The following is a 23,403-nucleotide window of genomic DNA, read 5'->3' as shown; positions in this document are numbered from 1 at the left end:
CATCGGGTATTACAGCACCGCCCGTATGGTCTGCTCCGGGTCGATGACGAAGACGGCGCGTACGGCGGCGGTGCCGGACGTGTTCGGGTGGAGCATGCCGTAGGCGTGCGCGACGCGCATGTCCAGGTCGGCGATGATCGGGAACGGGATCCGCACGCCCAGCTTCTCCCCGATCGAGCGGGTCCAGGCGACGTGGCTGTGGACGGAGTCCACGGAGTTGCCGAGCAGGGCGGTGTCGCGGGCGGCGAACTCGTCGGCGAGTTCGGTGAAGGCGACGAACTCGGTGGTGCACACCGGGGTGAAGTCGGCCGGGTGGCTGAAGAGCACCAACCAGTGCCCGGCGTAGTCGGTCAGGCTGACCGGGCCGTGTGTGGACTCGGCCTCGAAGCCCGGCGCCCTGTCGCCGATGAGAGGCAGACGGGTGTACTCGGTGGGCTCGGCCAGTTGGTCAGAGACGGTCATCGGAGGATCCCTCCCGGACGATCACGGTTCGGATACTCCCCAGGGTATTTTCACGACCCTCGTCGATGGAGGACCACACGGCCTGACATCCACCCCCATCGGCACTTGCGCATGTTGTCCGACGAGACTTGCCCCGCATCGCACGGAACACCCAGGCGCGGGCGGGGCGGGGGCGGAACAATTCGGCCTCGCACCGCGCTGTTCCCTATACCCCTCCGGGTATACAAGTCGTAGTCGGCGCCCGGGGACCGACCGGACCTGGCGAAGGAGCGTGAGGCCGATGACGACAGCAGGACACGACGGACCTGCCAGGACAACCGAGGACACATGTCTTGTGACGACCTGCGGGCGCAGGATCGCGGTGCGGTGTCTGCGGCTCGCTCCCGCACACCAGCCCATCACCCGGATCACCCTGGACGTGGGCCAGGACCAGGGCGGCGAGCCTGGAGCGTGGGCGGCCCTCACCGCCGACGAGGCCCGCGACCTGGCTCGCCTGCTCCTCCTGCACGCCGGCCTGGCCGAGCGCGGCACCGATACCCTCGGGCCGCCACCGAAGAGCGGCCCTTCCTTCTGACTTCGGCGACGGGCACGTCACTCCAGGATGCGCAGGTATTCGCGGTCGCCGAGGAGTTCCAGACGGCGCCAGAGCACCGGATTGTCCGACGACTGGCTGGCGGTGGGGGCACCACCCGGTCGAGCGAAGCCGAGACTGGGGGAAGGCGATGGCGCGGCGCTGTCGCTGCCGTGGCACCGGTTCGACGACTCGGCACTCGGCCGGGTCACGGCCGGTGAAGGACGTGCCGAACTCGGCATTCAGCCGGTCCGCCACCTCCTGGGCAGGGTCCAGTTCAGGACGGCGGCACCGGCCCGGCGGGCAGACAGCAGCGCGGCCTCGGTGGCTCGTTGGTGGTCCCGGTGTCCGGTGACGCCTCCCGTGTCGAACACGAGCAGGTGGCTGGGGCGCTCCTCGCCGATGAGGCGAGTGACTTGCGCGGTGAGCCGGTACGACGGGATGTCGCCCAGGCCGCCGTCCGGATGTCCGGCCAGTTCCACGCGCTGGACGCCCAGCTCCCGTGCGGCGCAGGCGAGTTCGCCCTCGCGGACGGTGTGCAGGTCGCCGGGGCTGCCGTGCAGGGTGGACGCCTCACCGTGGGTGAAGCAGAGGACCGTCGTGGGCACGCCGCCGTCGGACAGCAGGCCCAGCAGGCCGCCCAGCCCGAACGACTCGTCGTCGGGATGGGCGACCACCGCCGGCACGCGCCGCACTCCGTCCGACAGACCGTGCCCTGAGCCGGTACCGGTCATCTCAGGTGTAGATGATCTGGCCGCCAGCCGCGTGCTCGTAGAACTCGCCGACCGTGATGACGTCCTGGACCTGCTCGACGAGGTCGTCCTTGTCGAGTTCGAAGAGATCGACCGACGCCTTGCAGGCGTACAGGCCCGCGCCGGTGTCGGCGATCATCTCGATGAACTCGGGGATCGGCGGGATGTCGAGCTTGTCCATCTTGCGTTCCATGTAGCGGGGGACCAGGTCGGGGACGCCCGGCATGCCGCCCAGCAGGGTGGGCAGGTGCAGGCCCGGGTTGCCGACAGTGGCCAGCTTGATGTGCTCCCAGCGCTTCTTCGTGATGGCGTCGAGTCCGAAGAAGGTGAAGAACAGGTCGGCCTCGATGCCCTCGGCGCGGGCGCCGTTGGCCATGATCAGGGCCGGATAGATCCCTTCCAGGGACCCCTTGGAGACGATGATCGAGACCTTCTCGATCGTCGCCCGGGTGGTGGCGGTGTCGGCCATGACGGCACGCTCCTATATGACAGAGACGATGGCGGGGGCGATGACCGGGAGGTCAGATGCAGCCGCGCGGCTTGGGAATTCCGGCGATCTTCGCCGCGGTCTTGGCCGGGCCCTTGGGGAAGAGCTGGTACAGCTCCTTGACGCTCACGCCGGACGTCTTGCCCAGGACGCGCACGGTGGGGCCGGTGCCCTTGGCGGCGTATTCGGCACGCATGAAGTGGATGACCGTCCAGTGCCGGTCGGTCAGTTCCTCGATGCCCGCCTCGTGGGCGATCTGCTCGCCCATGGGCTCGGTCCAGCGGTCGGGATCGGTGAAGAAGCCCTCGTCGTCGACGGGGACGGCGGTGTCGCCGTAGGTGGCGGTGGGCATGACGGTGATCTCCTTCGTTCAGAGACGTTCAGAGATGTTCAGGCGTGGACGTGGTGTTTGCCGTGCTCGGGCATCGCCGAGTCGATGCCGGGCAGTTCCCGGCCGGGCAGGAGGCTGTGCCAGTACAGCCATTCGAAAGCCAGCTTGCCGAGGTGGTTGGCGTGCGACTCCTTCAGCAGCGGCAGGCCCACCGCAGCCGGGAAGTGGCCTGGCAGCGGCTCGGTCTCGTAGTTGAAGTCGATGAGCAGCGCCTTGTGGAAGCCCGTCTCGACGAAGCAGTTGGTGTGCCCGTCGAAGGTCGCGTCCAGTGGTTGTCCCGCCAGGAAGCGGCCGATGTTGTGCGTGAGCGTCTCCCCCGCGAAGTGCGCCACCGAGCCCGCCTTGGACGCCGGCAGCCCGGCCGCGTCGCCGATGGCGAACACCTCGGGATACTGGGGGTGTTGGAGGGTGCGCTGGTCGACGGGGATGAAGCCCAGCTCGTCGCCGAGGTCCGCGGAGCGGCCGACGTACTCGGCGCCGCCGTGCAGTGGCACGACCACCGCCAGGTCGAAGGGCACCTCGCGTTCGTCGTACGACACCAGCCGGCCGCCTTCGCCGTCGACCTCGCCGAGCGTGAACTCGGTGACCAGCTCGATGCCCTTGTCCGCCAGCAGCCCGCCGAGCGCCTTGGCGGCGACGGGCTTGGTGAAGGCGGCGTCCAGCGGGGTGGCGTACGTCAGTCGGACCTTGTCGCGGATGCCGCGCCGCTGGAAGTACCAGTCAGCGAGGAAAGCGAACTCCAGTGGCGCGACAGGGCACTTGACCGGCAGATCGGCCACGTTCACCACGACGCGCCCGCCCTCGAAGCGCTCAAGGGCGTGGTGCAGACCGACAGCGCCGGGAAGGTCGTAGAAAGTGAAGACCTTCTCTCCCCAGCCTGGACCGGTCAGCCCCTCGGTCTCCTCCGGCAGCAGCGTGGCCCCGGTGGCGACCACGAGGACGTCGTAGGGCAGCCGGATGCCGCCACTGAGGTGCACCGTCCGTGCGCCCAGGTCCACCCGCTCGATCCTCGCCATCTTGTAGTCGATGGCGGCGTTCAGTTGCCGCGGACGTGACCGGACGAGGTGGCGCGGCTGGGCCGCGCCGAAGGGGACGAACAGCAGGCCGGGCTGGTAGACGTGGTCGTCGTCCTGGTCGACCACGGTAATCCGGCATTCGTCCTCGTCGTACATGCGGCGCAGCCTGTTCGCCGTCAGCGTGCCGGCGGTGCCGCCTCCGAGTATCACGATGTGTTGGCCCATGTCCCCACTGTCGTGCGGAAGATGGGGGCGAGGCATGGGCCGTTGGTCCCCACCAAGGTACCCACCCGGGTATGCCTTCGACCCGCCCCGCAGACCCCGTGCGCTGCCCGCCCGCCGCGAACCCCCTGAAAAAATACCTACCAGGGTATGCGACGACGGCTGCCGGTGCGAGGGCCGAACCGCCCCTGGCACACCCCGTCGGCCTCTCGATCAGTAGCGCGGTTCGCGGTCGACTGGAACCAACAGCAGCCGACGCCGAAGAGAAGGGGCCCGGCCATGACCGGCACCGCACCGCAGACCCTCCCCACGAACCAGCCGCAGGACGCGGACGTGCACCGCCTCGAGGTGACCCACGCCGACCGCGACATCTACACCGTGGACATCCGCGGCCACCACATCCACGTCGACCAGCCCGTCGAGGCGGGCGGCACGGACATCGCCCCCACTCCCACCGAACTGTTCGCCGCCTCGCTGGCCACCTGTGTCGCCTTCTACGCGGGTCGTTTCCTGCACCGCCACGGCCTGGACCAGGCTGGACTGCGTGTCCGTACGGAATTCACCATGGCCACCGACCGGCCCGCCCGCGTGGCCTCCGTGCACGTCACGATCGTCCCACCGCCCGGACTGCCCGAGCAGCGCCGCACGGCCCTGCTCGCCGTCGCCTCACGCTGCACGGTCCACAACACACTGCAGCAGCCACCCGAGATCGGCATCGGACTGGCACCATGAGCACGCACCTGGCGCCGCCCGCCTCCCCCCTTCTGGACCGCATCCGTCGCGGCCTGATCGGCGACGACGAGGTGCTGGAGGGCCCTTACGGCCCCCGGCGCCTCGTCTACGCCGACTACACCGCCTCCGGCCGCTCCCTGGACTTCGCCGAGGACTTCGTGCGCGAGCAGGTGCTGCCCCTTTACGGCAACACCCACACGGAGAGCTCCAGCACCGGGCTGCAGACGACCCGGCTGCGCGAGGACGCCCGGCGGATCATCCGCGACGCGGTCGGCGGCACCGAGGACGCCCTCGTCGTCTTCTGCGGCTCGGGAGCGACCGCAGCGGTCAACAAACTGGTGGGCATCCTGGAGCTGCGCCGGCCTGACCCGCTGCCGCGGGCCGTACGCCCGGTCGTATTCGTCGGCCCGTACGAGCACCACTCGAACGAACTGCCCTGGCGGGAGTCGGTCGCCGACGTCGTGGTCATCGACGAGGACGCGGACGGTCACATCGATCTCGGTGAACTGAAGGCGCAGTTGGTCCGGTACGCCGACCGGCCGCTGCGCATCGGCAGCTTCTCGGCCGCCTCCAACGTCACCGGCATCCTCACCGACACCGACCGCATCGCCCGGCTGCTGCACGCGCACGGCGCGCTGTCCTTCTGGGACTACGCGGCGGCCGCCCCGTACGTTCCGATCCGGGTCGCGGAGAGCGAGCCCGGCGCGCGCGACCACAAGGACGCGGTCTTCCTGTCACCGCACAAGTTCGCCAGCGGCCCGCAGACCCCGGGCGTGCTCGTCGTACGCCGTGAACTCGTGCGCAACCGGGTGCCCACCGCGCCCGGCGGCGGCACCGTCGCCTTCGTCGACCCGCTCGGCCACCGTTACCTCGACGACCCCGTCGCCCGCGAGGAGGGCGGCACCCCGGCCATCGTCGAGTCCATCCGCGCCGGTCTGGTCTTCACCCTCAAACAAGCCGTCGGCACCGACACCATCCAGGCCGCCGAGCAGCGCCACTGGCGCCGGCCCTCTCGGACTGGGACCGCAACCCCGGCATCGAGATCCTCGGCAACCACCACGCCCGCCGCCTGTCCATCGTCTCCTTCCGCATCCGCCACGGCGACCACGCCCACCTGCACCACAACTACGTCGTCGCCCTGCTCAACGACCTGTTCGGCATCCAGGCCCGCGGCGGCTGCTCGTGCGCCGGACCGTACGGCCACCGCCTGCTCGCCATAGACCCGGCCACCTCCCACGCCCTGCTCGACGAGGTCGTCCACGGCTGCGACGGCATCAAACCCGGCTGGATCCGCGTCAACTTCAACTACTTCATCAGCGACACCGTCCGCGACTACCTCATCGACGCCGTCGAGCTGATCGCCGCGTACGGCCACCGGCTCCTCCCCGACTACCGCTTCGACCCGCACACCGGGCAGTGGCGCCATCGCACCGGCCCGGCCGCTCCTCCGCTGCGGCTGACCGACGTACGCTTCGCCGCCGACGGACGAATCACCGCGTCGGCGGTCCGCCATCACCGGCTGGGCGAGGAAGCACTGTCGGGCCAGCTCAACCGTGCACGCGAGGTGCTGACCTGCCGTGCGGATTCTCTCGACGACGGCCCCACCGGGCTGCCGGCCGACTTCGAGCGGATGCGCTGGTTCCCGCTGCCGCCCGTCTGCCTGGAACAAACCCGGACCGGCACCGGTTGAACCGAAGGGACCCAGATACCCCACCGGGTATATGAGAGGAGACCGGAAGCCATGCCCACCATGGAACTGACCAAGGACAACTTCGAGGAGACCGTCACCGGTTCGGAGATCGTACTGATCGACTTCTGGGCGGCCTGGTGCGGACCGTGCCGGACGTTCGGCCCTGTCTACGAGAAGGCGGCCGTCCGCCACCCGGACATCGTCTTCGGCAAGGTCGACACCGAAGCACAACCCGAACTCGCCGGCACCTTCCAGATCTCATCCATCCCCACCCTGATGGCCGTCCGCGACCGGACCGTCCTGTACTCGCAGCCGGGCGCTTTGCCGCCGCAGGCCCTGGAGGAGCTCATCGGAAAGATCAGGGCCGTCGACATGGACGCCGTGCACCGGAAGGCCGCTGCGGGCCCGACGAAAGCGAACTGACATCCAGGGCGCCCATGGAGTCTCCACGGGCGCCCTGGAACGCGGGTTCAGCGGCTGCGCAGAGCGGCCAACGCGACGTCGAGATCGGCCGCGCGCGGGCGGTTGTGCGGCAGTTTGCCGAGCACGGCCGCCATACCGCAGGTGTTCGTGAGGGCGGAGAAGACCAGGCCGCCCGCGATACCGGCCGAGATCAGCAGGAGGGCCGGGTGCACGAGCAGGCCGAGGAGGAGGCCCAGGAGCACCACCGTGCCGGCGGTGAAGCGCACTTGGCGCTCCATGCTCCAGCCGGCGCGCGTGTCGCAGGCGGCCGGGGTGTGCAGGTCGTGCCCCTCGGCGGCCCAGGCGCCTGTGCCACCGGAGAGGGTGGCGGTCGGTATGCCCTGCTCGGCCAGCAGCTTGCATGCGTTCTCCGAGCGGGCACCGGAGGCGCAGACGACGAGGACGTCACCCTGCTCGGCGGCGTGGCGTATCTCCGGCAGGGCGCGGCGGACGTGGTCCAGGGGGATGTTCAGGGCGCCGGGCAGATGGCCGGAGGCGTACTCGGCGGGCGTCCGCACGTCGATGACGGTGAGCTCGTGCAGCCGGGTGCGGGCCTGCTCGGCGGCGAGGGCGACGGGGGTGGGAGAGCTGGTCATGGCAGGTGTGATCCTTATTGGTCGACGCCGTCCCGTATCGGGACGTACAGTACCCCTAGGGGTATTTTCTTCGAGGAGTGGTCGTGGAACTGGAGCTTGAGGGTGCGGACCTGAAGTCCGTGCTGAACCGGCTGCGCCGGGCGCAGGGCCAGATCTCCGGTGTGATCCGGATGATCGAGGAGGGACGGGACTGCGAGGAGGTCGTCACGCAGCTCGCCGCGGCCTCCCGCGCGCTGGACCGGGCCGGCTTCGCGATCATCGCGACCGGCATGCAGCAGTGCATGACCGACATCGAGTCCGGCCGCAAGAACGGCGAGGACGCCCAGCAGATGCGCTCGCGCCTGGAGAAGCTGTTCCTGTCCCTGGCGTGAGGGCTCTCACCTCGGCGGCCGTCACAGCGCCGCGTCGATCAACATGAAGGCCGCCACCGCCAGCAGCACCACCGCGAAGATCCGCTGAAGCATGTGTCCTGAGATCTTCGCGGCCAGCCGCTTGCCGTCCCAGGCGCCTAGGATCGCGGCCCCGACGAACGGCCCGACGACCGCCCAGTCCAGCCCCTCGACCGTGCCTGCGCGCATCGCCAGCGCGGCCAGTGAGTTGACGGTGATGACCAGGAGGCTGGTACCCACCGCGTTCCGCATCCGCAGGCCCAGCACGCCCACCAGCGCCGGTACGGCGAGGAAGCCACCGCCGACACCGAGGACACCGGTGACCGCGCCGAGCCCGCCGCCCGCGGCCGCGGCCCGGCCCGGCCGTACCGGCACGATGGCGTCCGCGGCCGGACCGGACCGCAGCATACGCAGGGCGGCCACTCCCGCGACCACGGCGAAGGCCGCCGTCAGTACGGCCGCCGGGATACGGGCGGCGAGCGCGCCGCCCAGCATCGCCGGGCCGATCCCGGCCGCCGAGAACAGCACCCCCGTACGCCAGCGCACGTTCCCGTCGCGGGCGTGCGCGGACATCGCGGTGGCCGAGGTGACGGCGACGATGACCAGGCTCGCGGTCGTCGCCCCGACCGGGGTGAAGTCGAGGAGGTAGATCAGGGCGGGGACGGCCAGCACGCTGCCGCCGCCCCCGAGCGCGCCGAGCGCCAGGCCGATGACCGCCCCGGCGGCCAGGGCGAGTATGAGCGCGCTCACGCGACGGTGCCGTTCCCACCGCGTGCGTCCACCACCGGCAGACCCGCCTCCGCCCAGTCCCCCATTCCCCCGATCACGTCCACGGCCTGCGCACCCCAGGCGACCAGCAGTTCCGCGGCCCGCCGGGACCGGTTGCCGGAGCGGCAGATCACGACCAGGGGCCGCGCCTGCGCCTCGGCGGGCAGCCCCGCCTCCGCGGCCAGCGTGGACAGCGGCAGATGCACGGCGCGCGGCGCATGCCCCGCCTGCCACTCGTGCAGCTCGCGCACATCCAGCAGCACGGCGTCACCGCCGCTGTCGCCGGCGTTGCCGTGGCCGGTGCGCGCGGCCGCCTCCTGCACGGTCACGCGCCCCGGACCGCCCCGGCCTCGTCGGAAGATGCTCATTGCGGTTTCTCGCTCCTGTTTCCTGGTCGGTACGGAAGATCGGTGGGACATCTGTGGCATCCGACGCCGTCAGGGAATCCGGACGGCGACTCCCGCCTTCTCGACCGCGTCGAAGGAGTCGTCCACGGCGACGACGTCCCGGCCCGCGGCATCCAGCAGCGAGGCGGCGATGGCGGCCCGCATGCCGCCCGCACAGTGCACCCACACCTCACCGTCAGGAACCTCGCCGAGGCGGCGGTGCAGGCCGTGGACCGGGATGTGGACCGAGCCCTCGACATATCCCGCCGCCCGCTCCGAGCCGCGCCGGACGTCGAGGACGACGACTCCCTCCGCCGGGTGCCGGCCGGCGAGATCGGCGAACGTGGCGCGCGGGAAGGAGGCCTGGGCCTCCCCCTCCCGGACCCAGTCACCGGGTTCGCCGGTGGCCGCGGCAGCGGGGCGGTCGATGCCCACGCGGACCAGCTCGCGCTGGGCGGTGGCGAGCTGCTCGGGTGACTCGGCGAGCAGCGTGACCGGCTTGCCCCACGGGATCAGCCAGGCGAGGTAGGCGGCGAGCTGTCCTTCGGCCTCGAAGTTGAACGAGCCGGACACATGCCCGGCGGCGAACGCGACGCGGTTGCGCAGGTCGACCACCCACTCCCCCGCGGCCAGCCGGGCGGCGATCTCCTCGGCGTCGGCGACGGCGGGCTGGGTCAGGTCGACGGGTGCGGGTCCGGCCGCGTTGGCGGGGCCCATGTGTGTGTAGTAGGCGGGGATGTCGTCGAGGCCGGCCAGCAGGTCGGCGACGAAGGTGTCGACGTCCCGGGTGAGGGCTTCGTTGGACGCCTTCTCCTTGCCGATGGTCGTGTCGCCGCCCTCGGCCTGGGAGGAGGAGCAGAAGCTGCCGAATCCGTGCGTGGGCAGCACGGCCGTGTCGTCGGGCAGCTCGGCGGCCAGGCGGTGTGCGGAGGCGTGCTGTGCGCGGGCGAGCCGCTCGGTCAGCCGCGGCTCCACGAGATCGGGACGGCCCACCGTGCCGATCAGCAGCGAGCCGCCGGTGAACACCGCGGCCGCCGTGCCGTTCTCCTCCAGCGCATAGGAGGTGTGGTGCGGGGTGTGGCCGGGCGTCGTGAGCGCGCGCAGGGCCAGTCCGGCCTCGGTGTCGATCTCCGTGCGGTCGCCGTCGCGCACCGGCACGCGTTCGAATGAGACGTGGGCCCCGGCGGGAACGAGGTAGGCGGCGCCAGTGAGCCGGGCGAGCTCCAGGCCGCCGGTGACGTAGTCGTTGTGGACGTGCGTCTCGACGACGTGCGAGATCCGCACCCCTCGCCGGGCCGCCGCCGCGATCATCTGGTCCACGTCACGGGGCGGGTCGACCGCCACCGCCGTCCGCTCGCCGCCCGCCAGGTAACTGCGGTTGCCGAGCCCGGCCACCTCGATCGTCTCGACGAAGAACACGAGGTACTCCCTTCCAATGAAGAATTACCCCAGGGGGTATGCTTACGACCGTAACACGAGTACCCCGGGGGGTATTTCCAGGGACAGGGAAAGCCCCGGGAAACGCTTCACGAGTACCTCGCACACGGCCGGACACCCGGTCCACGCCGTGCGAGCCGACAGACAGGAAGACCGCCATGCGCTACGACCGCACCGTGCGACTCGACACCGACTTCGCCACCACGGTCGGCCGCGTCCGCGAGGCCCTCGCCGGGCAGGGCTTCGGCATTCTGACCGAGATCGACGTCACCGCCACCCTCAAGGCGAAGCTCGACCACGACATGGAGGACTACGTGATCCTCGGCGCCTGCAACCCGCCCCTGGCCCACCGCGCCCTGGAGACCGACCGCTCCATCGGCCTGCTGCTGCCCTGCAACGTCGTCGTCCGCCGCGACGGCGACCGCACCGCCGTACAGGCCCTCGACCCGAACACGATGGTCGCCCTCACCGAACTCGACGCCCTGCGCCCGGTCGCCGAAGAGGCCACCCGCCGCCTCGACGCCGCGCTCGCCTCCCTCACCGCAGCCGACGCGGACAGCTGACGGAACGCCGAGCGCGCGCATGTATCCGCTCCCGACCGCGTGCCGACTCGGGGCGCACAGACGGCCGAGCCGTCCTCGCCCGGATGACCCGCGAGCTGTTGGGCGAACGGCCGGAGACGCGCCCCTGCGCGGTGCCGTGGATCTTGTGGACACATGCGGCACGACCGCTCACCGGGCGAGCGTGCGGGCGGGTTCCGGTCCGGACAGTCCTGAGACGTCGGCGACGAGGTCGACCGAGCGGGGCGTCGCCCGGCGATCGTGAGTTCGTCGGGGAAGGTGTCGTCGGGCGGGAAGATCGGCCCGTTCATCGTCCACGGCGTCACCAGCACGAGCATGGGGGTGCCGACGGCGAGTCGGGCGCCGAGCACCTCGACCGCCAGCCGCGAATCGGCCGCGGGGTCGCCGATGGAGACGCTTCGGTACATCTCCGTGAATGCGGTGAGGGTGTCCTTCGCCGGCCGGTCCAGGTCAGGCCTGGTTCGACGGTGCCCGGCGGCGCACGGCCGCGACAGGGGCCGACCGGCCCCCGCATCGAGAACTTCGCCTCTGCACCCGCGGTCCCGGCGGCCCGAGCGTTCCCTTACGGCCTGCCCGTGTCGTCCGGAAACGGCACGTGTACGAGGGAGGGACACAGGTCACCCGCCAGAACCACCGATACCGAACCCGCCGCTGACGGACCTCACGGCCAAGGCCCGCACTGGCCGACCAGACTTCAGGCGGCCTGAATCGAGCGCCGGGCCTTCCTGAAGTACTGCACGGTCCTGACCGGCCTCCTCGCCCTGCCGCCCGCGTTCGCGCCCAGGGTCGCCGAGGCCCTGACCGCGGACGACCGGCCGACTCTGGGGTGGCCGGCGTTCCTGGACTGCGCCGGGGACACCGAGTCCTTCCTCCGCTCCAGGGATCCGTCGGTCGCCGAGATCATCTTCGACGCCCTGTCGGTCGACTGCCACGACAGGCTCATTGCCGCAGCCGGCAGCCAGGCCGAGGAGGCCCGGGAGGCCGCCGTCGAACAGGGCGTTCACATCCTGGTCGTCGAGGGGTCGGTACCGCTCGGCGCAGGCGGCGACCACCGCCCCACGGGCGGACGACCGAGCGGATCCTCAACACGTCGCCACAGAACGCCGCGGCCATCATCAACCTGGGCGAATGCTCGGCCTACAGGGGCTTGCCCGCACACGTCGTGCACTTCTACCACCTGCACGCCCTGGACTGGGCGGACGTCCTATCGGCCCTCGATGCCGACCCGGCCGAGGCCGCGCGGATCACACGGTCGCTCTCCGACCGCCCCCGCTCCTCAAAAGCGGTGTTCACCGAAGTACGCGACCGACTCACGGCGCTCGTCGCGAGCGGACGCCTCGCCCCCCTTCGCGGGGGGCTACTGGAGTCACCCCGCCTACCGACTCACCCTCGAGGTCAACCTGCTCGCGGTCAACCACTGCCTCGACGCCCTCGACTTCCAGCGCGACTACGTCCGCGTCCGCGCTCTGCCGGGCGGCAAGAACCCGCGCCCACAGACCTGTCCGGATGGCGGCATGGCCGTGCCCATCGACCTGGGCAGCGAGACCGCGATCAAGGACGCCACCCTCCAGGAACTGCGCCAACTGCTGCTCAAGGGCCGCGACTTCGTCCGCCAGGCATATCTCCCCGGCCTGATGGCCATCACCGCCGCCTACCTTGAGTGGCTCCAGACCGGCCGGGGCCTCGGCAACTGAGCTGCACTTTGTTTCGTGGAGCCCCACGGACTGTCCCGAGTTGAGTGGAGTCGAGTTGCTTGGTTTCAGGCTACTGGTGGTGGGGTGCGGAGTTCATACTCCACCGGGCTGAGCAGACCCTCACTCAACTCTCAACGCCCCCTCACTCCACCCTGACCACGGTCGGCTCCCGACCAAGATCCGGACCGTACGCGGGCCAGAGTCCGACCACACACCCGCAATCCAGCGATTGCGCAGGCCGCGGGCTCTTGTGGCCTGTACCACCAGCAGACCAAGAACCTGCTGGTGTCGTACTCGCCGAAGAAGCTGGGCTTCTTCTAGACACAGAAAAAGGGCGTCTGACCAGGGCAGATGCCCGTCAGACGCCCTTCACGGCACATGGCTGAGCGGCGAGCCGAAACGCCCCTCAGCGCGCCGGGGTTGGCGAGGGCCTGCTCGAAGGCGTCGCGGCCTTGCACGATCAGCCGGCCGCGAAGGAGTCGAAGCCGTCGTCGGAGTATCCGCCGTTGATCATGTATGGGGTTGCCCAGAGCCGGTTCTGGCAGGAATCGGCCAGGAGACGTGACAGGGCTGGGTGTGGTGGTCCCCTCCCATCGGCGGGGACCACCGCACCCTGCCCATCCTCGCCGGCCGTGGTTCACCCCGCGCCGACGGGAAGCACCACGCGCTGGTTCGGCTCAGCGGGTCGCCTGGGCGGCGTCCGCGTGGGCGGTGCGCAGGGCGGTGCGGAAGGTGTCGGCCGGCTGGGCACCTGAGAGACCGTAGGCGCGGTTGAGGACGAAGAACGGCACGCCCGTCGCGCCGTATCCTCGCGCCTCGCGGAAGTCGGCCTGTACGGCGTCCGCATACTCGTCACCGTCAAGCATCCGCCGGGCCTCGTCCTCGGGGACACCGACTTCGGCGCCGAGCCGTACCAGCGTGTCGGGGTCGTCGACGGTCTCGCCCTCGCACAGGTGGGCGCGTAGCAACCGCTCGTGCATCCGGTCGCCCAGTCCGTGTGCCGCGGCCAGGTGGCTCAGGCGGTGGGCGTCGATCGTGTTGACCGACACGGCCCGCTCCAGGTCGTACGTCAGCCCTTCGGCGGCGGCGAGTTCGGTGACCTGCCGGGTCATCGACCACTCACGGGTGACGCCTCGTCACGCCGGCGCCGTCGGCGCGCTCGGGATTGCCGACGCGTCTTGGCAGGCGTCCTCGGTCATGCCGTACTTGGTCGGCGACCAAGTACGGCAGGGCGGCTCGCGAGCACTGCTTGGCCGCTGACGGCTTCACCGAAGTGGCCCGACCGGTGGGATGCGCGCATACGTCAGGGATGGACACGGTCCACATCGCGCACGGCGCCCTTGTCGGCGGACTGGGCGAAAGCCGCGTAGGCGCGCAGCGCGGCCGAGACGGTGCGGTCGCGGTGACGCGGCAGGTAGCCGGTGGCCTGATCCAGGTCGGCGCGACGGGCGGCGAGCTCCGGCTCGGGGACCTCCAGGTGGAGGGTGCGGGCGGGAATGTCGATGGTGATGGTGTCGCCGTCCTCGACGAGGGCGAGGGGACCTCCGGCCGCCGCTTCCGGCGAGACGTGCCCGACCGACAGACCCGAACTTCCGCCGGAGAAGCTCCTCCATCAAGTACGACCCGTTGGAGACGCAGACCAGGGCGTCCGCGCAGTGCGCGGTCACCATGTACTCGATGGAGTCGGCGATCAGATCCCTCGACGGCAGCGAATACAGCATTCCCGCGTGCCCCATGGCGATGCCGTCGTCGATGGCTATGGATGGAGGGCAGCCGGGCGGTCATGGTCGACGGCACCGTCCGCACCGGCCTGGACCTGATCACCGCCATGTCCGAGGCCGTCAACCTGATCGGGTCGGTACGGCCTTGCACACTCTCCGGTTCCGTCGCCCCGCTGCGGTCGATGTGGCTGCGCCGCGAGGCGTGTTGTGCCAGGGTGACAGCAACAAGCGTTCAACCGGGGGATCACGATGGACGTTTCGATCACCACGTCCTCAACGGACGCCGAAAGCGAGCTGCGTTCACTGTTTCTGTGGCTGCGTGAGGACTCCTATCTCCGCCGCAACGCGCGGGTCGACATGGGTGCGGTGAATCCCGCCGAGGGGCGGATGGGTGCCCTCTTCGACTCCGTCGAGCTCGCGCTCAACGGCGGTTTCCAGTTCGCGAACCTCGCCCTGGCGTGGGCCTCGTGGCGGGCCACGCGGCCGAGGCCGCCGGAGCTGACCTTCGAGCGGGACGGCGTTAAGGTCACTCTGTCGGGACAGGACGCCGAGACCGCCGCACGCCTGCTCGCCGTACTCGATCGGCCCTAGTCCATGCTCGGTCCGGCTTCGCCCGAGAGGTCCGTCGCCGTGCTCATCGGCGTGAGCCGGTACGAGCACCTGGAGGATCTCCCCGGGGTCAGGGGAAACGTCCGGGATCTCGCCGCGCAGCTGCGGGACCCCGCCGTATGGGGACTGCCCGAAGATCGCTGTCACGAGGTCCTGGACCCGGCCAACTCCTCGGACGCTCTGGGACCGCTGCGAGCCACCACGGACACCGACATCGACACCCTCGTGGTGTATTACTCCGGTCACGGACTGATCGACCCGCGAAGAGGTGACCTCTGGCTCGGGTTGCCGGGCTCCATCATCGGCAAGCCCGACACCTCGCTGCTGTACGAGTGGCTGCGCCAGGAGCTGCTGGACAGCCCGGTGGAGCGCACGATCGTGATCCTCGACTGCTGCTACAGCGGCCGCGCCCTGGGCTTCATGGGCAACGCCCAGACGGCGGTGGCCAACGGCGCCATGGTGGAAGGCACTTACCTCATCGCGTCCGCCGCCGAGTCGGTTCAGGCCCTGGCGCCGCCGGGTGCGAGGCACACGGCCTTCACCGGCGAACTGGTCAAACTCCTCGCACATGGGGTGCCCGACGGCCCCGAACTCCTGCGCCTCGACGCCGTCTTCGACCACCTGTCCACGGCGCTGCGCGCACAGTCCTGGCCGGAGCCGCAGCGCCGCGAGCGCAACACGGCGGGCCAGTTGCCCATCTTCCGCAACCGCGCCTACGCCCCGATCGGCACCGGCCGCCGACTGGCGGACAGGTACGTCCTCGGTCCGCCCTTGCGCGGCGACGCCCTGACCCAGACCTACCGAGCCCATGACACAGAGCTCGACAGACCCGTGATCATCAAGCTGATGCATCCCTCGGCGGCCGCGGACACCGAGGTGGCGGGCGGCTTTCGCCGGCGTGCGCGGGCCCGTGCGCTGCTCAGACATCCACTGGTGGCCGTCCTGCTGGACATCGGAAGCTTGCCGCAGAACGGCATCTCGTGCCCCTACCTGGTCACCGAGGACGTCACGGCGTCTTCCCTGGGCACGCTCATGCGTCGGGAACTGCCGCACCCGGAGTGGGCGGTCCACGCGATCTCCGAACTCCTGGGGATGCTGGACAGCGCCCATGCCCTCGGCGTCTTCGGATGGCACCTGGACCCGGAGAGCGTGGTGCTCACCCCGGACCACCACGTCAAGGTCATCGACCTCGACGACGCACCCGACGGCCGGAGCGACCTGTACGAGGCGGGCGGCCTGCTGTACGGACTGCTCACGGGTGTGTCTCCCGCGCCGGAGGCCACCACTTGGAAGGTCGCCCCGCCCTCCGCACATCAGCCTGCCGTGTCCGAGGAGGTGGACGCCGTGGTGCTCAAGGCACTGGCGGCCGACCCCGCGGAGCGCTACGACAGCGCCGGTGCGATGCGGCAGGCCGTGGAGGGACTACGGGGGCGGACCGTACGGGGCGTCCCGACGCCGGTGAGCCCCTCGCAGCCTGCTCCCGCAAGTCCTCCGCAACCGGCTCTCGCCATGCGGTACGCGATCGGGTCGCACAAGGGGATGCTCCTTCAGACCAACGAGGACTCCGCCTATGCCGGTCCCCGCCTGCTGGCCCTCGCCGACGGGGGGAAGGACCGGCCGGCGGGCGATGTCGCTTCCGCCGAGGTCATCTCGGCCATCGTCTCGCTGGACGACGACGAGCCCCGCCCCGACCTCCTCACCGCGCTCGCCGACGCCGTGCTGAGCGCCGACGACCAGTTGCGCGCCCTCGTCGGGGAGGACCCGCGGCTGGAGGGCATGAGTTCGGCCCTCACCGCCGTGCTGTGGACCGGTGACCGACTCGGTCTCGCGCACATCGGCAACACGCGCGCCTATCTCCTGCGCGACGGCGTCCTCGCCCAGATCACCCACGACCACACCTGGGTGCAGCGCCTGGCGGACGATGGCCGCATCACCGACGAGGAAGCCCGCAACCACCCCCGTCGCCTCGTACTGACGCGTGCACTCGGCCAAGGCGAACGCATCCGGCCGAATCTGTCCCTCCACGAGGTCCGGGCCGGCGACCGCTACCTCATCTGTTCCGACGGCCTCTCCGGCGTCGTCAGCCACCAGACACTCGAAGAGACCCTCGCCGCCTACCAGAGCCCCGAAGCCACCGTCCGGGAACTGATCCAACTCGCCCTTCGCGGCGGCGGCCCCGACAACATCACCGCCATCGTCGCCGACCTGCTCGCGCTCGACAGCCTCGTCGAGCCCGCCTCCGAAGTACCCCTTGTCGTCGGTGCCGTGGCCGAGCGACAGCTCGGCCCGTCCGACGTCCCTGTGCCCCAGGCTCCCCACCAGGACGACGTCGTCCTGTCTCTCAGATTTGCGGCCGGTTCCCACAAGGGCATGGTCCGGGAGATCAACGAGGACTCCGGATACGCCGGCCCCCGTCTGCTCGCCCTCGCCGACGGCCTCGGCGGAGCCCAGGCGGGCGAGGTCGCCTCCGCCGAGGCGATCTCCGCTCTCGTCGCCCTCGACGACGACGTGCCCCGCCCGGACATCCTCACCGCACTCCAAGCGGCCGTACAGCGCGCCAATGAGCAACTGCGGGCCACGGTCGAGGAAGACCCTCGGCTGGAAGGCATGGGGTCCACACTGACCGCCATGCTGTGGACGGGCAAGCGCCTCGGTCTGGTGCACATCGGCGACTCCCGCGCCTATCTCCTGCGCGACGGCGTCCTCACCCGGATCACCCAGGACCACACCTGGGTGCAGCGCCTGGTGGAGGAGGGTCGCATCACCGAGGAGGAGTCACACACCCACCCCCAACGGTCCCTTCTGATGAAGGCGTTGACCGGAGGCCCGGATGTCGAACCCGACCTGTCCATCCGCGAGGCCCGCCCCGGTGACCGCTACCTGATCTGCTCCGACGGCCTCTCCGGCGTCGTCAGCCACCAGACACTCGAAGAGACCCTCGCCGTCTACCAGAGCCCCGAAGCCACCGTCCAGGAACTGATCCAACTCGCCCTGCGCGGCGGCGGCCCCGACAACATCACGGCCATCGTCGCCGACCTCCTGAACATCGATGGCGCGGACACCCTCGCCAGACGGCTCTCCGACACTCCGGTCGTGGTCGGCGCGATCGCCGAACAGCACCGCCAACCGCACGCCAACACCCCGGCAGAGCCCCCCTCCAGCCGCGCCGCGAAGGGATTCTGGTCCCGGAGGTCAGCCCGAGGCTGACTCCGCCTCCCCCTCGGCACAGCACCCCGGAGCCTCGCCCACGGCGGCAGAAGCCTCGCTCCCACGGCAGAAGCAAGACGCCTGGCGGCTCAACGGCCGCCGCCCCACGTACGACACGGTCTCAGCAGGACTCCGTCAGGTCCGTCTCGGACTCGGAAACCCGCTGGGTAGGGGCCTGTCGGCAGGTGGTGCAGATGCCTGTCCCAGCACCTCAGGGTGTTCTGGAGGGTGTCGAGGTGGATGACTTCGGCTGGACGCGCCTCCACGCTCAACCCGGCGCCCAGCCTCCGCATGCTCAGCGCCGATGGGCCTCCTGGTCCACCAGCTCGAGGGCGCCGGCCAGTACGCGTTTCCGGCGCTGAGCCGTCCGCAACATACGCCGCCGTGCCGGGCACCAACGCGTCGACTTCCTGCGAAGCGTCGTTCGAGCAGTGCGTCCGATCCGGCCGCATTGGCCCGACGCCGGCCCCCGGTTGAGGACCGCTACGGGGATTCGGAAAACGCGGCCCGGTTCTTGCCTGCGGTTTTGGCTCGGTACAGGGCGATGTCAGCGTCCCGCAGCGCTTCTGCCGGCGTGGTCGGCCTGGTGACGCTCCGTGCTCCGATGCTTGTTGTCACGTGGACCGAATGGCCCTGGGCGAGGATGAAGGAGTCTTTGAAGGCGCCGAGGATCCGCATGGTGTAGTCGTACAGTGCGCTCTCGTCCACGCCTTCCACCAGGAGTGCGAATTCGTCCCCGCCGAGCCTGGCCACGATGTCCTGCTCGCGGACCCTGCCCGTCAGCCGCCGTGCGACGTCGACGAGCAGTTCGTCGCCGGACGGGTGCCCCAGCGTGTCGTTGACCTCCTTGAAGCCGTCGAGATCGAGCATCAGCAGTCCGGCGGGAAAAGCGGCGGAACACCGGCCGAGAACGGACTCCAGGCGCTTGTCCAGCAGCGCTCGATTGGCCAGACCCGTCAACGGGTCGTGGGTCGCCTGATGGCTCAGCTGCTTTTGGAGCTCTTCCTGCTCCCGCAGTGATGCCGCCAGGTAGTGGGCCTGCGTCCGCGCTTCGGTGGCCCTGCTCTGGGCGTACTGAGCCAGGAACGCTATGCGCAGCACCAGCAGCAGAGAAAGGGTCGCCAGCATGCCGACGATCACCGTGACGTTCACGGGCTGGTCACGGATACCCCCGACATTGGCCAGCATGATCAACGGACCCACCAGGATGAGCGCGATCAGGATCGACAGTCGCTTCCGGGGCATCCTCTCCTTGGCGTCCGACAGTTGTGCCGGACGGCCGACGGACGGGTGCAGCGCCGCAGCCCCCAGCAGGAGGGACGAGACCATCCACCCCACTTCGGACACGTCCTCCGCCATCGCGGTCCCGGTCGTCGCCATCGTTCCGTAGTAGAGGCCGTCGGCGGCGAGGAGGACCAGCAGCCATCCGATGCACAGCAGAAAGGACGGTGTGCGTTTGCCGGTGGCGAGCATCAGCCGCGCGGCCACGGACAACAGCACCAGGTCGGCGACGGGGTAGGCGATGGACACCGCGAGCGGCCACGCGGACAGCTCGCTGCGTAGGTAGGGGGCGATTATGAACGCCCACGACAGGATGCCGAACCCGAGCGTGACGATTCCCGCGTCCAGCAGGCCCGCCCAGTGCAGGCGGCCTGACTGCTGCCGGGCCAACGTCACCAGGCCCGCGGCGAACAGCAGGTAGCTGCCCAGGTAGAGCATGTCGGCCACACCCGGGAACGGAACTTCTGCGTCGCGGACCTGGTACAGGCCCCAGATCGCGTCCGCCACCGCGTACGGTGCCATTGCCGCCGCGAAGAGGTACCACGGAAGGAACGAGGGCGGCCTGTTCCTGGTGACTCCCCATGCGATCGCGAAGACGACCGAGGCCGCCACCAGCACGGGCAGCATGTAACGCGCTGCGGAGGAGGTGACCAGATAGATGACGGTCACCGCGGTCCCTGCTGCCACATATGCCCAGGTCGTCGCATCACGGCGGGTGGGCGACAGGACTTGAACCTTGCCCACAGGTTCTCCTTTTCTCCTCCGGCCCGTACGCGCCCGGGCGGCGGTATGCGGGCGGCTCCTCAGCCAGGTTCAAGGTTCGTGGCCGGGAGGGTGGGAGCGGAGCGTCTCGAGGGCGCGACAGGTGCGGTCGAGTTCGACCTGGAGGCGGGGCGCGGTCTCGGCCAGTGAGGCCGGATCTCCGGCCCGCGCGTGGTCCTCCAGCTCCTGGCAACGGGCGGCGAGGCTCTCGCCGCCCATGTTGCCGGCAGCGCCTCTGAGGCTGTGTGCCTGCTCTGCGATCTCCTGCGTGTCGTGGCGGTCGAGCGCGTGGAAGAGTGCGCTGGTCATCTCGGGGGCCCGGACGAGGAAGTGGTCCACCAGCCTGTCCACGAGTTCGTGCTCGGCCGGAGTGCCTGCGCCGCGTAGTTCGTTCAGCCGCTGCTCGATGGAGGCGCGCAGGTCCTCGTCGTCCGACTGTGGGTCGGTGGGTTGGACCCACCGCGCGAGGGCTTGTTCCAGCTCGTCGGCGCTGACGGGTTTGGAGACGTAGTCGTCCATGCCCGCGGCCAGGCACCGTTCCCGGTCCTCGGCGAGGGCACCGGCGGTCATGGCGATCACCGGCAGGTGACGGCCGTCGTCCCGTTCCCGGCGGCGCAGTTCCCGGGTGGCGCTGTAGCCGTCCATCCTGGGCATCTGGCAGTCCATGAGCACGGCCTGATAACTGTGTTCCTCGGTCATGTGCAGGGCTTGGACGCCGTCGGCGGCGGTGTCCAAGCTGTAGCCGAGCCGGGTGAGCATGCCCTGGGCGACCATCTGGTTGATCTCGTTGTCCTCGACCAGCAGGAGATGGCCCCGGTGGGCGGTCCTGGGCGCGGTGGGGGCCTGCGCTGCCGGAGCCGCCGTGGCCACCGGCGTTGTCCGGATGGCGAGTTCGACCAGGGCGTCCAGGAGCTGGGACTGGTGGACGGGCTTGGACAGGCTGTGGGCGATCCCGGCCGCCTGCAGCTCGACGGCGGGCGGCGGGGGGCCGGAGGTGAGCAGCAGCAGCTGTACGCGGGCGAAGTTCTGGTCGGTGGTGATCCGGCGGGCGAGTTCCAGGCCGTCCATGTCAGGCATGTACATGTCGACAAGGGCGAGGGAGATGGGACGGCCCGCGGCCTCTGCCTCGTGCAGGGCCACCAGGGCCTGGGGGCCGCCGGCGACCATGGTGGGCCGGATGTGCCATCTGCGCAGCTGTGTGTCGAGGATCAGCCGGTTGGTGTCGTTGTCGTCGACGACCAGGACCCGCAGCCCGCGGAGGATGTCGGGGTGCGGAGGGGCCGGGGGCTGTTCGGGGGTGTCGGGTGTGCGAACCGGTACGGAGAAGGAGAAGGTGCTGCCCTGGCCGATCCGGCTGGTGACGCCGATGGAGCCTCCCATGGCCTCGGTGAGCCTGCGGCAGATGGCCAGGCCCAGACCGGTGCCTCCGTAGCGGCGGGTGGTGGAGGCATCTGCCTGGGAGAAGGCGTCGAACATCCGCCCCTGATCGGCCGCGGCGATGCCGATGCCGGTGTCGGCCACCTCGAACTGCAGCCACGGCGCCTGCTCTGCGGGGGGCCGGGACGGGGCCGGGCGGGCACGGAGCAGCACCTCGCCGGATTTGGTGAACTTCACCGCGTTGGACGCCAGATTGAGCAGGATCTGCCGCAATCGACCGGAGTCCCCGAGCACCATCGCGGGCAGGTCGGGGTGACAGTCGCTGAGCAGTTCCAGGCCCTCCGCCTGCGCGGTCTGCGCCACCAGCGAGACGACCTCCTCCACCAGCACCTGCGGGCTGAAGGCGACCTCGTCCAGTTCGAGCTTGCCCGCCTCCAGCTTGGAGAAGTCCAGGATGTCGTTGATCAGCGACAGCAGTGCCGTGCCGGCGGCCTGAATGCCCTCGGTGTAACGTCGCTGCTCGGCATCCAGTTCGGTGCCCAGCAGCAGGTCGCTCAGCCCGATGACGCCGTTCATGGGAGTGCGGATCTCGTGGCTCATGGAGGCGACGAACTGCGACTTCGCCTGAGACGCGGCGATCGCCTGGTCGCGGGCCTCCGCCAGAGCGGCTTCGGCCTGCTTGCGCTCGCTGATGTCCCGGACAAAGGCGTTGAAGCAGCGCGCCTTCGCCGACTTCAGCCGCCACACCGCCAGTTCGACCGGGATCTCGTGGCCGTCGTGATGACGGGCGGTGAGTTCGACCTGACCGCCCAGCACATGAGCCTCTCCGCCGGCCAGCACCCGTTTGAGACCGGCCTTGTGCGCGGCGTGGTACCGCTCAGGAATGATCGTCTCCGTCAGCGGACGGCCCATCGCCTCGCGCTGGCTGAACCCGAACAGCCTCTCGGCGCTCAGGTTCCAGTCGATGACCAGGCCGTCCTCGTCGATGGAGACGAAGGCATCCCGGGCGGTCTCGATGACCGAACGTGCCTGATCCTGCAACAGCCGCAGCGCTTCCTCCCTGCGCCGCTGCCCCTCCGCCTCACGGACGAACCCGCGCACTTCGAACGGCTCGCCCGAGGGGTCCCGCACCAGCCAGGACGTCGTCTCCGTCCACATCCAGTGCCTGTCGGTATGCCGCAGACGCAGACACACCGCCACCCGGCCGTCGCGGAGCAGATCCCGCTCCGCCCACTCGAATTCCTCCACATCGCCCGGATGCACCCAGGACTCCACCGACGTCCCCACGATCTCCTCGACCGGACTGCCGAGAAATGCCTGCCCCGCGGCGGACACCTCCCGGTAGACGCCCTCCATCGTCCGGCGGAAGACCATGTCCGGAGAGTTCTTGAGCAGTAGTCGAAACCGCTCCTCGTCGTCGGCCGCATACTGCCCTGGCCTGGCTGTCGATTCCGGTTCCATCGTCCGCCTCCACATTTCGGGCACGACCTCAAGGCGCGGCCGGGACCACCGAACGGACCAGTCGCGACGGGTTCGGTGCGGCGTGCGATGACGGAGATCAAGCGATCCGCTCGTCGGACATGTCCAGCAAAGAATGAACCACTAAAGATCGCAAATCGAGGAAGCGGACACCGCCCCGGGGTTGCGGTCGGCCTGCGGCATTCGGGTGGCCCGGTTGCCGGGCCCCCTCCACACCCATGGCTTCCCTTGCCGGCCTTCTGACTGCCCTTCAGTTTCCATATGCAACGCCCAGCCGTCACACGGGCCGTCACCGCGTGCCTGCGCGCGTCCTCCTCCCCGCTCTCCTCAC

General features: G+C 70.0%; 21 protein-coding genes and 4 pseudogenes. 11 read left to right on the top strand and 14 right to left on the bottom strand.

Going from position 1 to position 23,403, the window contains the following annotated elements; translation table 11 throughout:
* Positions 1-9: 9 nt before the first annotated feature.
* Entirely contained in the window at positions 10-462 is a 453-nt protein-coding gene (locus tag ADK57_RS21930) for a redoxin domain-containing protein (RefSeq protein WP_199830648.1), read from the bottom strand.
* 280 nt (positions 463-742) lie between these two features.
* Between ADK57_RS21930 and ADK57_RS21925 the strand changes: the two genes are divergently transcribed.
* The gene (locus ADK57_RS21925) at positions 743-1,036 is read left to right on the top strand and encodes a hypothetical protein (protein WP_053751199.1); all 294 of its coding nucleotides are present in this window, start codon (positions 743-745) and stop codon (positions 1,034-1,036) included.
* A 239-nt stretch (positions 1,037-1,275) separates the two neighbouring features.
* On the opposite strand, the gene ADK57_RS21920 is transcribed toward ADK57_RS21925, so the two are convergent.
* From ADK57_RS21920 to ADK57_RS21905, 4 genes are read right to left on the bottom strand one after another with little or no spacing between them, the layout of a single operon-like run.
* Positions 1,276-1,767 (bottom strand): PIG-L deacetylase family protein, encoded by a 492-nt coding sequence (locus ADK57_RS21920; RefSeq protein ID WP_199830647.1) that lies wholly within the window; start codon positions 1,765-1,767, stop codon positions 1,276-1,278.
* 1 nt (position 1,768) lies between these two features.
* Positions 1,769-2,254 carry a DsrE/DsrF/DrsH-like family protein gene (locus ADK57_RS21915; RefSeq protein ID WP_053751198.1) on the bottom strand — a complete coding sequence of 162 codons (486 nt, stop codon included), beginning with the start codon at positions 2,252-2,254 and terminating at the stop codon, positions 1,769-1,771.
* Between the two features lie 52 nt (positions 2,255-2,306).
* Positions 2,307-2,624: a TusE/DsrC/DsvC family sulfur relay protein gene (locus ADK57_RS21910; protein ID WP_053751197.1), complete on the bottom strand. Its 318-nt coding sequence runs from the start codon at positions 2,622-2,624 to the stop codon at positions 2,307-2,309.
* 38 nt (positions 2,625-2,662) lie between these two features.
* Positions 2,663-3,904, bottom strand: a complete 1,242-nt coding sequence (locus ADK57_RS21905; RefSeq protein ID WP_053751196.1) for an NAD(P)/FAD-dependent oxidoreductase — start codon at positions 3,902-3,904, stop codon at positions 2,663-2,665.
* Between the two features lie 276 nt (positions 3,905-4,180).
* Here ADK57_RS21905 and ADK57_RS21900 point away from each other — a divergent pair, with 276 nt between their 5' ends.
* The 3 genes from ADK57_RS21900 (at position 4,181) to ADK57_RS21890 (ending at position 6,746) form a co-directional block, all read left to right on the top strand.
* Positions 4,181-4,633 (top strand): OsmC family protein, encoded by a 453-nt coding sequence (locus ADK57_RS21900; protein ID WP_078973266.1) that lies wholly within the window; start codon positions 4,181-4,183, stop codon positions 4,631-4,633.
* Positions 4,630-5,853, top strand: a complete 1,224-nt coding sequence (locus ADK57_RS21895; protein ID WP_234390352.1) for an aminotransferase class V-fold PLP-dependent enzyme — start codon at positions 4,630-4,632, stop codon at positions 5,851-5,853. The genes ADK57_RS21900 and ADK57_RS21895 overlap by 4 nt, the downstream gene beginning before the upstream one ends.
* 521 nt (positions 5,854-6,374) lie before the next feature.
* On the top strand, positions 6,375-6,746 hold the full coding sequence (locus ADK57_RS21890) for a thioredoxin family protein (RefSeq protein ID WP_053751195.1): 372 nt from the start codon (positions 6,375-6,377) through the stop codon (positions 6,744-6,746).
* Between the two features lie 47 nt (positions 6,747-6,793).
* Here the strand turns inward: ADK57_RS21890 and ADK57_RS21885 are convergent, their stop codons facing one another.
* Positions 6,794-7,381, bottom strand: coding sequence for a rhodanese-like domain-containing protein (locus tag ADK57_RS21885; protein ID WP_053751194.1), 588 nt, complete (start codon positions 7,379-7,381; stop codon positions 6,794-6,796).
* Positions 7,382-7,464: 83 nt separating this feature from the next.
* Here ADK57_RS21885 and ADK57_RS21880 point away from each other — a divergent pair, with 83 nt between their 5' ends.
* Positions 7,465-7,752, top strand: coding sequence for a metal-sensitive transcriptional regulator (locus tag ADK57_RS21880; RefSeq protein WP_053751193.1), 288 nt, complete (start codon positions 7,465-7,467; stop codon positions 7,750-7,752).
* A 21-nt stretch (positions 7,753-7,773) separates the two neighbouring features.
* On the opposite strand, the gene ADK57_RS21875 is transcribed toward ADK57_RS21880, so the two are convergent.
* The 3 genes from ADK57_RS21875 to ADK57_RS21865 form a co-directional block, all read right to left on the bottom strand.
* Positions 7,774-8,520 (bottom strand): sulfite exporter TauE/SafE family protein, encoded by a 747-nt coding sequence (locus ADK57_RS21875; RefSeq protein WP_053751192.1) that lies wholly within the window; start codon positions 8,518-8,520, stop codon positions 7,774-7,776.
* Positions 8,517-8,906, bottom strand: a complete 390-nt coding sequence (locus tag ADK57_RS21870; protein ID WP_053751191.1) for a rhodanese-like domain-containing protein — start codon at positions 8,904-8,906, stop codon at positions 8,517-8,519. Before ADK57_RS21870 ends, ADK57_RS21875 begins: the two co-directional genes overlap by 4 nt.
* Positions 8,907-8,975: 69 nt before the next feature.
* Positions 8,976-10,343 carry an MBL fold metallo-hydrolase gene (locus tag ADK57_RS21865; RefSeq protein WP_053751190.1) on the bottom strand — a complete coding sequence of 456 codons (1,368 nt, stop codon included), beginning with the start codon at positions 10,341-10,343 and terminating at the stop codon, positions 8,976-8,978.
* Between the two features lie 176 nt (positions 10,344-10,519).
* Here ADK57_RS21865 and ADK57_RS21860 point away from each other — a divergent pair, with 176 nt between their 5' ends.
* The 4 genes and pseudogenes from ADK57_RS21860 (at position 10,520) to ADK57_RS50550 (ending at position 12,636) form a co-directional block, all read left to right on the top strand.
* On the top strand, positions 10,520-10,924 hold the full coding sequence (locus ADK57_RS21860) for a DUF302 domain-containing protein (protein ID WP_053751189.1): 405 nt from the start codon (positions 10,520-10,522) through the stop codon (positions 10,922-10,924).
* Between the two features lie 725 nt (positions 10,925-11,649).
* Positions 11,650-11,724: pseudogene (locus ADK57_RS52495) on the top strand (twin-arginine translocation signal domain-containing protein); the annotation flags it as partial.
* Between the two features lie 44 nt (positions 11,725-11,768).
* Positions 11,769-12,263, top strand: a pseudogene (locus ADK57_RS52490) (nickel-dependent hydrogenase large subunit); the annotation flags it as partial.
* Entirely contained in the window at positions 12,160-12,636 is a 477-nt protein-coding gene (locus ADK57_RS50550) for a nickel-dependent hydrogenase large subunit (RefSeq protein WP_053751187.1), read from the top strand. The pseudogene ADK57_RS52490 and the gene ADK57_RS50550, both read left to right, overlap by 104 nt.
* 677 nt (positions 12,637-13,313) lie before the next feature.
* On the opposite strand, the gene ADK57_RS21845 is transcribed toward ADK57_RS50550, so the two are convergent.
* The 3 genes and pseudogenes from ADK57_RS21845 to ADK57_RS52485 form a co-directional block, all read right to left on the bottom strand.
* The gene (locus ADK57_RS21845) at positions 13,314-13,748 is read right to left on the bottom strand and encodes a DsbA family oxidoreductase (protein WP_053751186.1); all 435 of its coding nucleotides are present in this window, start codon (positions 13,746-13,748) and stop codon (positions 13,314-13,316) included.
* Positions 13,749-13,939: 191 nt separating this feature from the next.
* Positions 13,940-14,239 (bottom strand): annotated as a pseudogene (locus ADK57_RS51330) (dihydroxy-acid dehydratase); the annotation flags it as partial.
* Between the two features lie 22 nt (positions 14,240-14,261).
* Positions 14,262-14,399 (bottom strand): annotated as a pseudogene (locus ADK57_RS52485) (dihydroxy-acid dehydratase); the annotation flags it as partial.
* 207 nt (positions 14,400-14,606) lie between these two features.
* Here ADK57_RS52485 and ADK57_RS21840 point away from each other — a divergent pair.
* Both ADK57_RS21840 and ADK57_RS51325 read left to right on the top strand, forming a co-directional pair.
* Positions 14,607-14,948, top strand: coding sequence for an effector-associated constant component EACC1 (locus tag ADK57_RS21840; protein WP_053751185.1), 342 nt, complete (start codon positions 14,607-14,609; stop codon positions 14,946-14,948).
* 39 nt (positions 14,949-14,987) lie between these two features.
* Positions 14,988-18,173, top strand: coding sequence for a caspase, EACC1-associated type (locus ADK57_RS51325; RefSeq protein WP_420711880.1), 3,186 nt, complete (start codon positions 14,988-14,990; stop codon positions 18,171-18,173).
* Positions 18,174-18,656: 483 nt separating this feature from the next.
* Here the strand turns inward: ADK57_RS51325 and ADK57_RS21830 are convergent, their stop codons facing one another.
* Positions 18,657-20,198 (bottom strand): GGDEF domain-containing protein, encoded by a 1,542-nt coding sequence (locus tag ADK57_RS21830; RefSeq protein ID WP_159050120.1) that lies wholly within the window; start codon positions 20,196-20,198, stop codon positions 18,657-18,659.
* A gap of 69 nt (positions 20,199-20,267) precedes the next feature.
* A complete protein-coding gene (locus ADK57_RS21825; protein ID WP_159050119.1) occupies positions 20,268-23,054 on the bottom strand; it encodes a response regulator in 2,787 nt (928 codons plus the stop codon).
* Between the last annotated feature and the right edge of the window lie 349 nt (positions 23,055-23,403).

The organism is Streptomyces sp. MMG1533 (genome assembly GCF_001279775.1).
Classification (GTDB): Bacteria; Actinomycetota; Actinomycetes; order Streptomycetales; family Streptomycetaceae; genus Streptomyces.
This window is presented reverse-complemented; position numbering and strand designations above follow the sequence as displayed.

Bases quoted from the DNA above. Each gene is read 5' to 3' on its own strand.
- ADK57_RS21920 (WP_199830647.1), bottom strand. From the start codon at position 1,767: ATGACCGGTACCGGCTCAGGGCACGGTCTGTCGGACGGAGTGCGGCGC.
- ADK57_RS50550 (WP_053751187.1), top strand. From the start codon at position 12,160: ATGCCGACCCGGCCGAGGCCGCGCGGATCACACGGTCGCTCTCCGACC.
- ADK57_RS21895 (WP_234390352.1), top strand. From the start codon at position 4,630: ATGAGCACGCACCTGGCGCCGCCCGCCTCCCCCCTTCTGGACCGCATC.
- ADK57_RS21900 (WP_078973266.1), top strand. From the start codon at position 4,181: ATGACCGGCACCGCACCGCAGACCCTCCCCACGAACCAGCCGCAGGAC.
- ADK57_RS21885 (WP_053751194.1), bottom strand. From the start codon at position 7,381: ATGACCAGCTCTCCCACCCCCGTCGCCCTCGCCGCCGAGCAGGCCCGC.
- ADK57_RS21870 (WP_053751191.1), bottom strand. From the start codon at position 8,906: ATGAGCATCTTCCGACGAGGCCGGGGCGGTCCGGGGCGCGTGACCGTG.
- ADK57_RS21860 (WP_053751189.1), top strand. From the start codon at position 10,520: ATGCGCTACGACCGCACCGTGCGACTCGACACCGACTTCGCCACCACG.
- ADK57_RS21905 (WP_053751196.1), bottom strand. From the start codon at position 3,904: ATGGGCCAACACATCGTGATACTCGGAGGCGGCACCGCCGGCACGCTG.
- ADK57_RS21845 (WP_053751186.1), bottom strand. From the start codon at position 13,748: ATGACCCGGCAGGTCACCGAACTCGCCGCCGCCGAAGGGCTGACGTAC.
- ADK57_RS21825 (WP_159050119.1), bottom strand. From the start codon at position 23,054: ATGGAACCGGAATCGACAGCCAGGCCAGGGCAGTATGCGGCCGACGAC.
- ADK57_RS21915 (WP_053751198.1), bottom strand. From the start codon at position 2,254: ATGGCCGACACCGCCACCACCCGGGCGACGATCGAGAAGGTCTCGATC.
- ADK57_RS21925 (WP_053751199.1), top strand. From the start codon at position 743: ATGACGACAGCAGGACACGACGGACCTGCCAGGACAACCGAGGACACA.
- ADK57_RS21910 (WP_053751197.1), bottom strand. From the start codon at position 2,624: ATGCCCACCGCCACCTACGGCGACACCGCCGTCCCCGTCGACGACGAG.
- ADK57_RS21930 (WP_199830648.1), bottom strand. From the start codon at position 462: ATGACCGTCTCTGACCAACTGGCCGAGCCCACCGAGTACACCCGTCTG.
- ADK57_RS21840 (WP_053751185.1), top strand. From the start codon at position 14,607: ATGGACGTTTCGATCACCACGTCCTCAACGGACGCCGAAAGCGAGCTG.
- ADK57_RS21890 (WP_053751195.1), top strand. From the start codon at position 6,375: ATGCCCACCATGGAACTGACCAAGGACAACTTCGAGGAGACCGTCACC.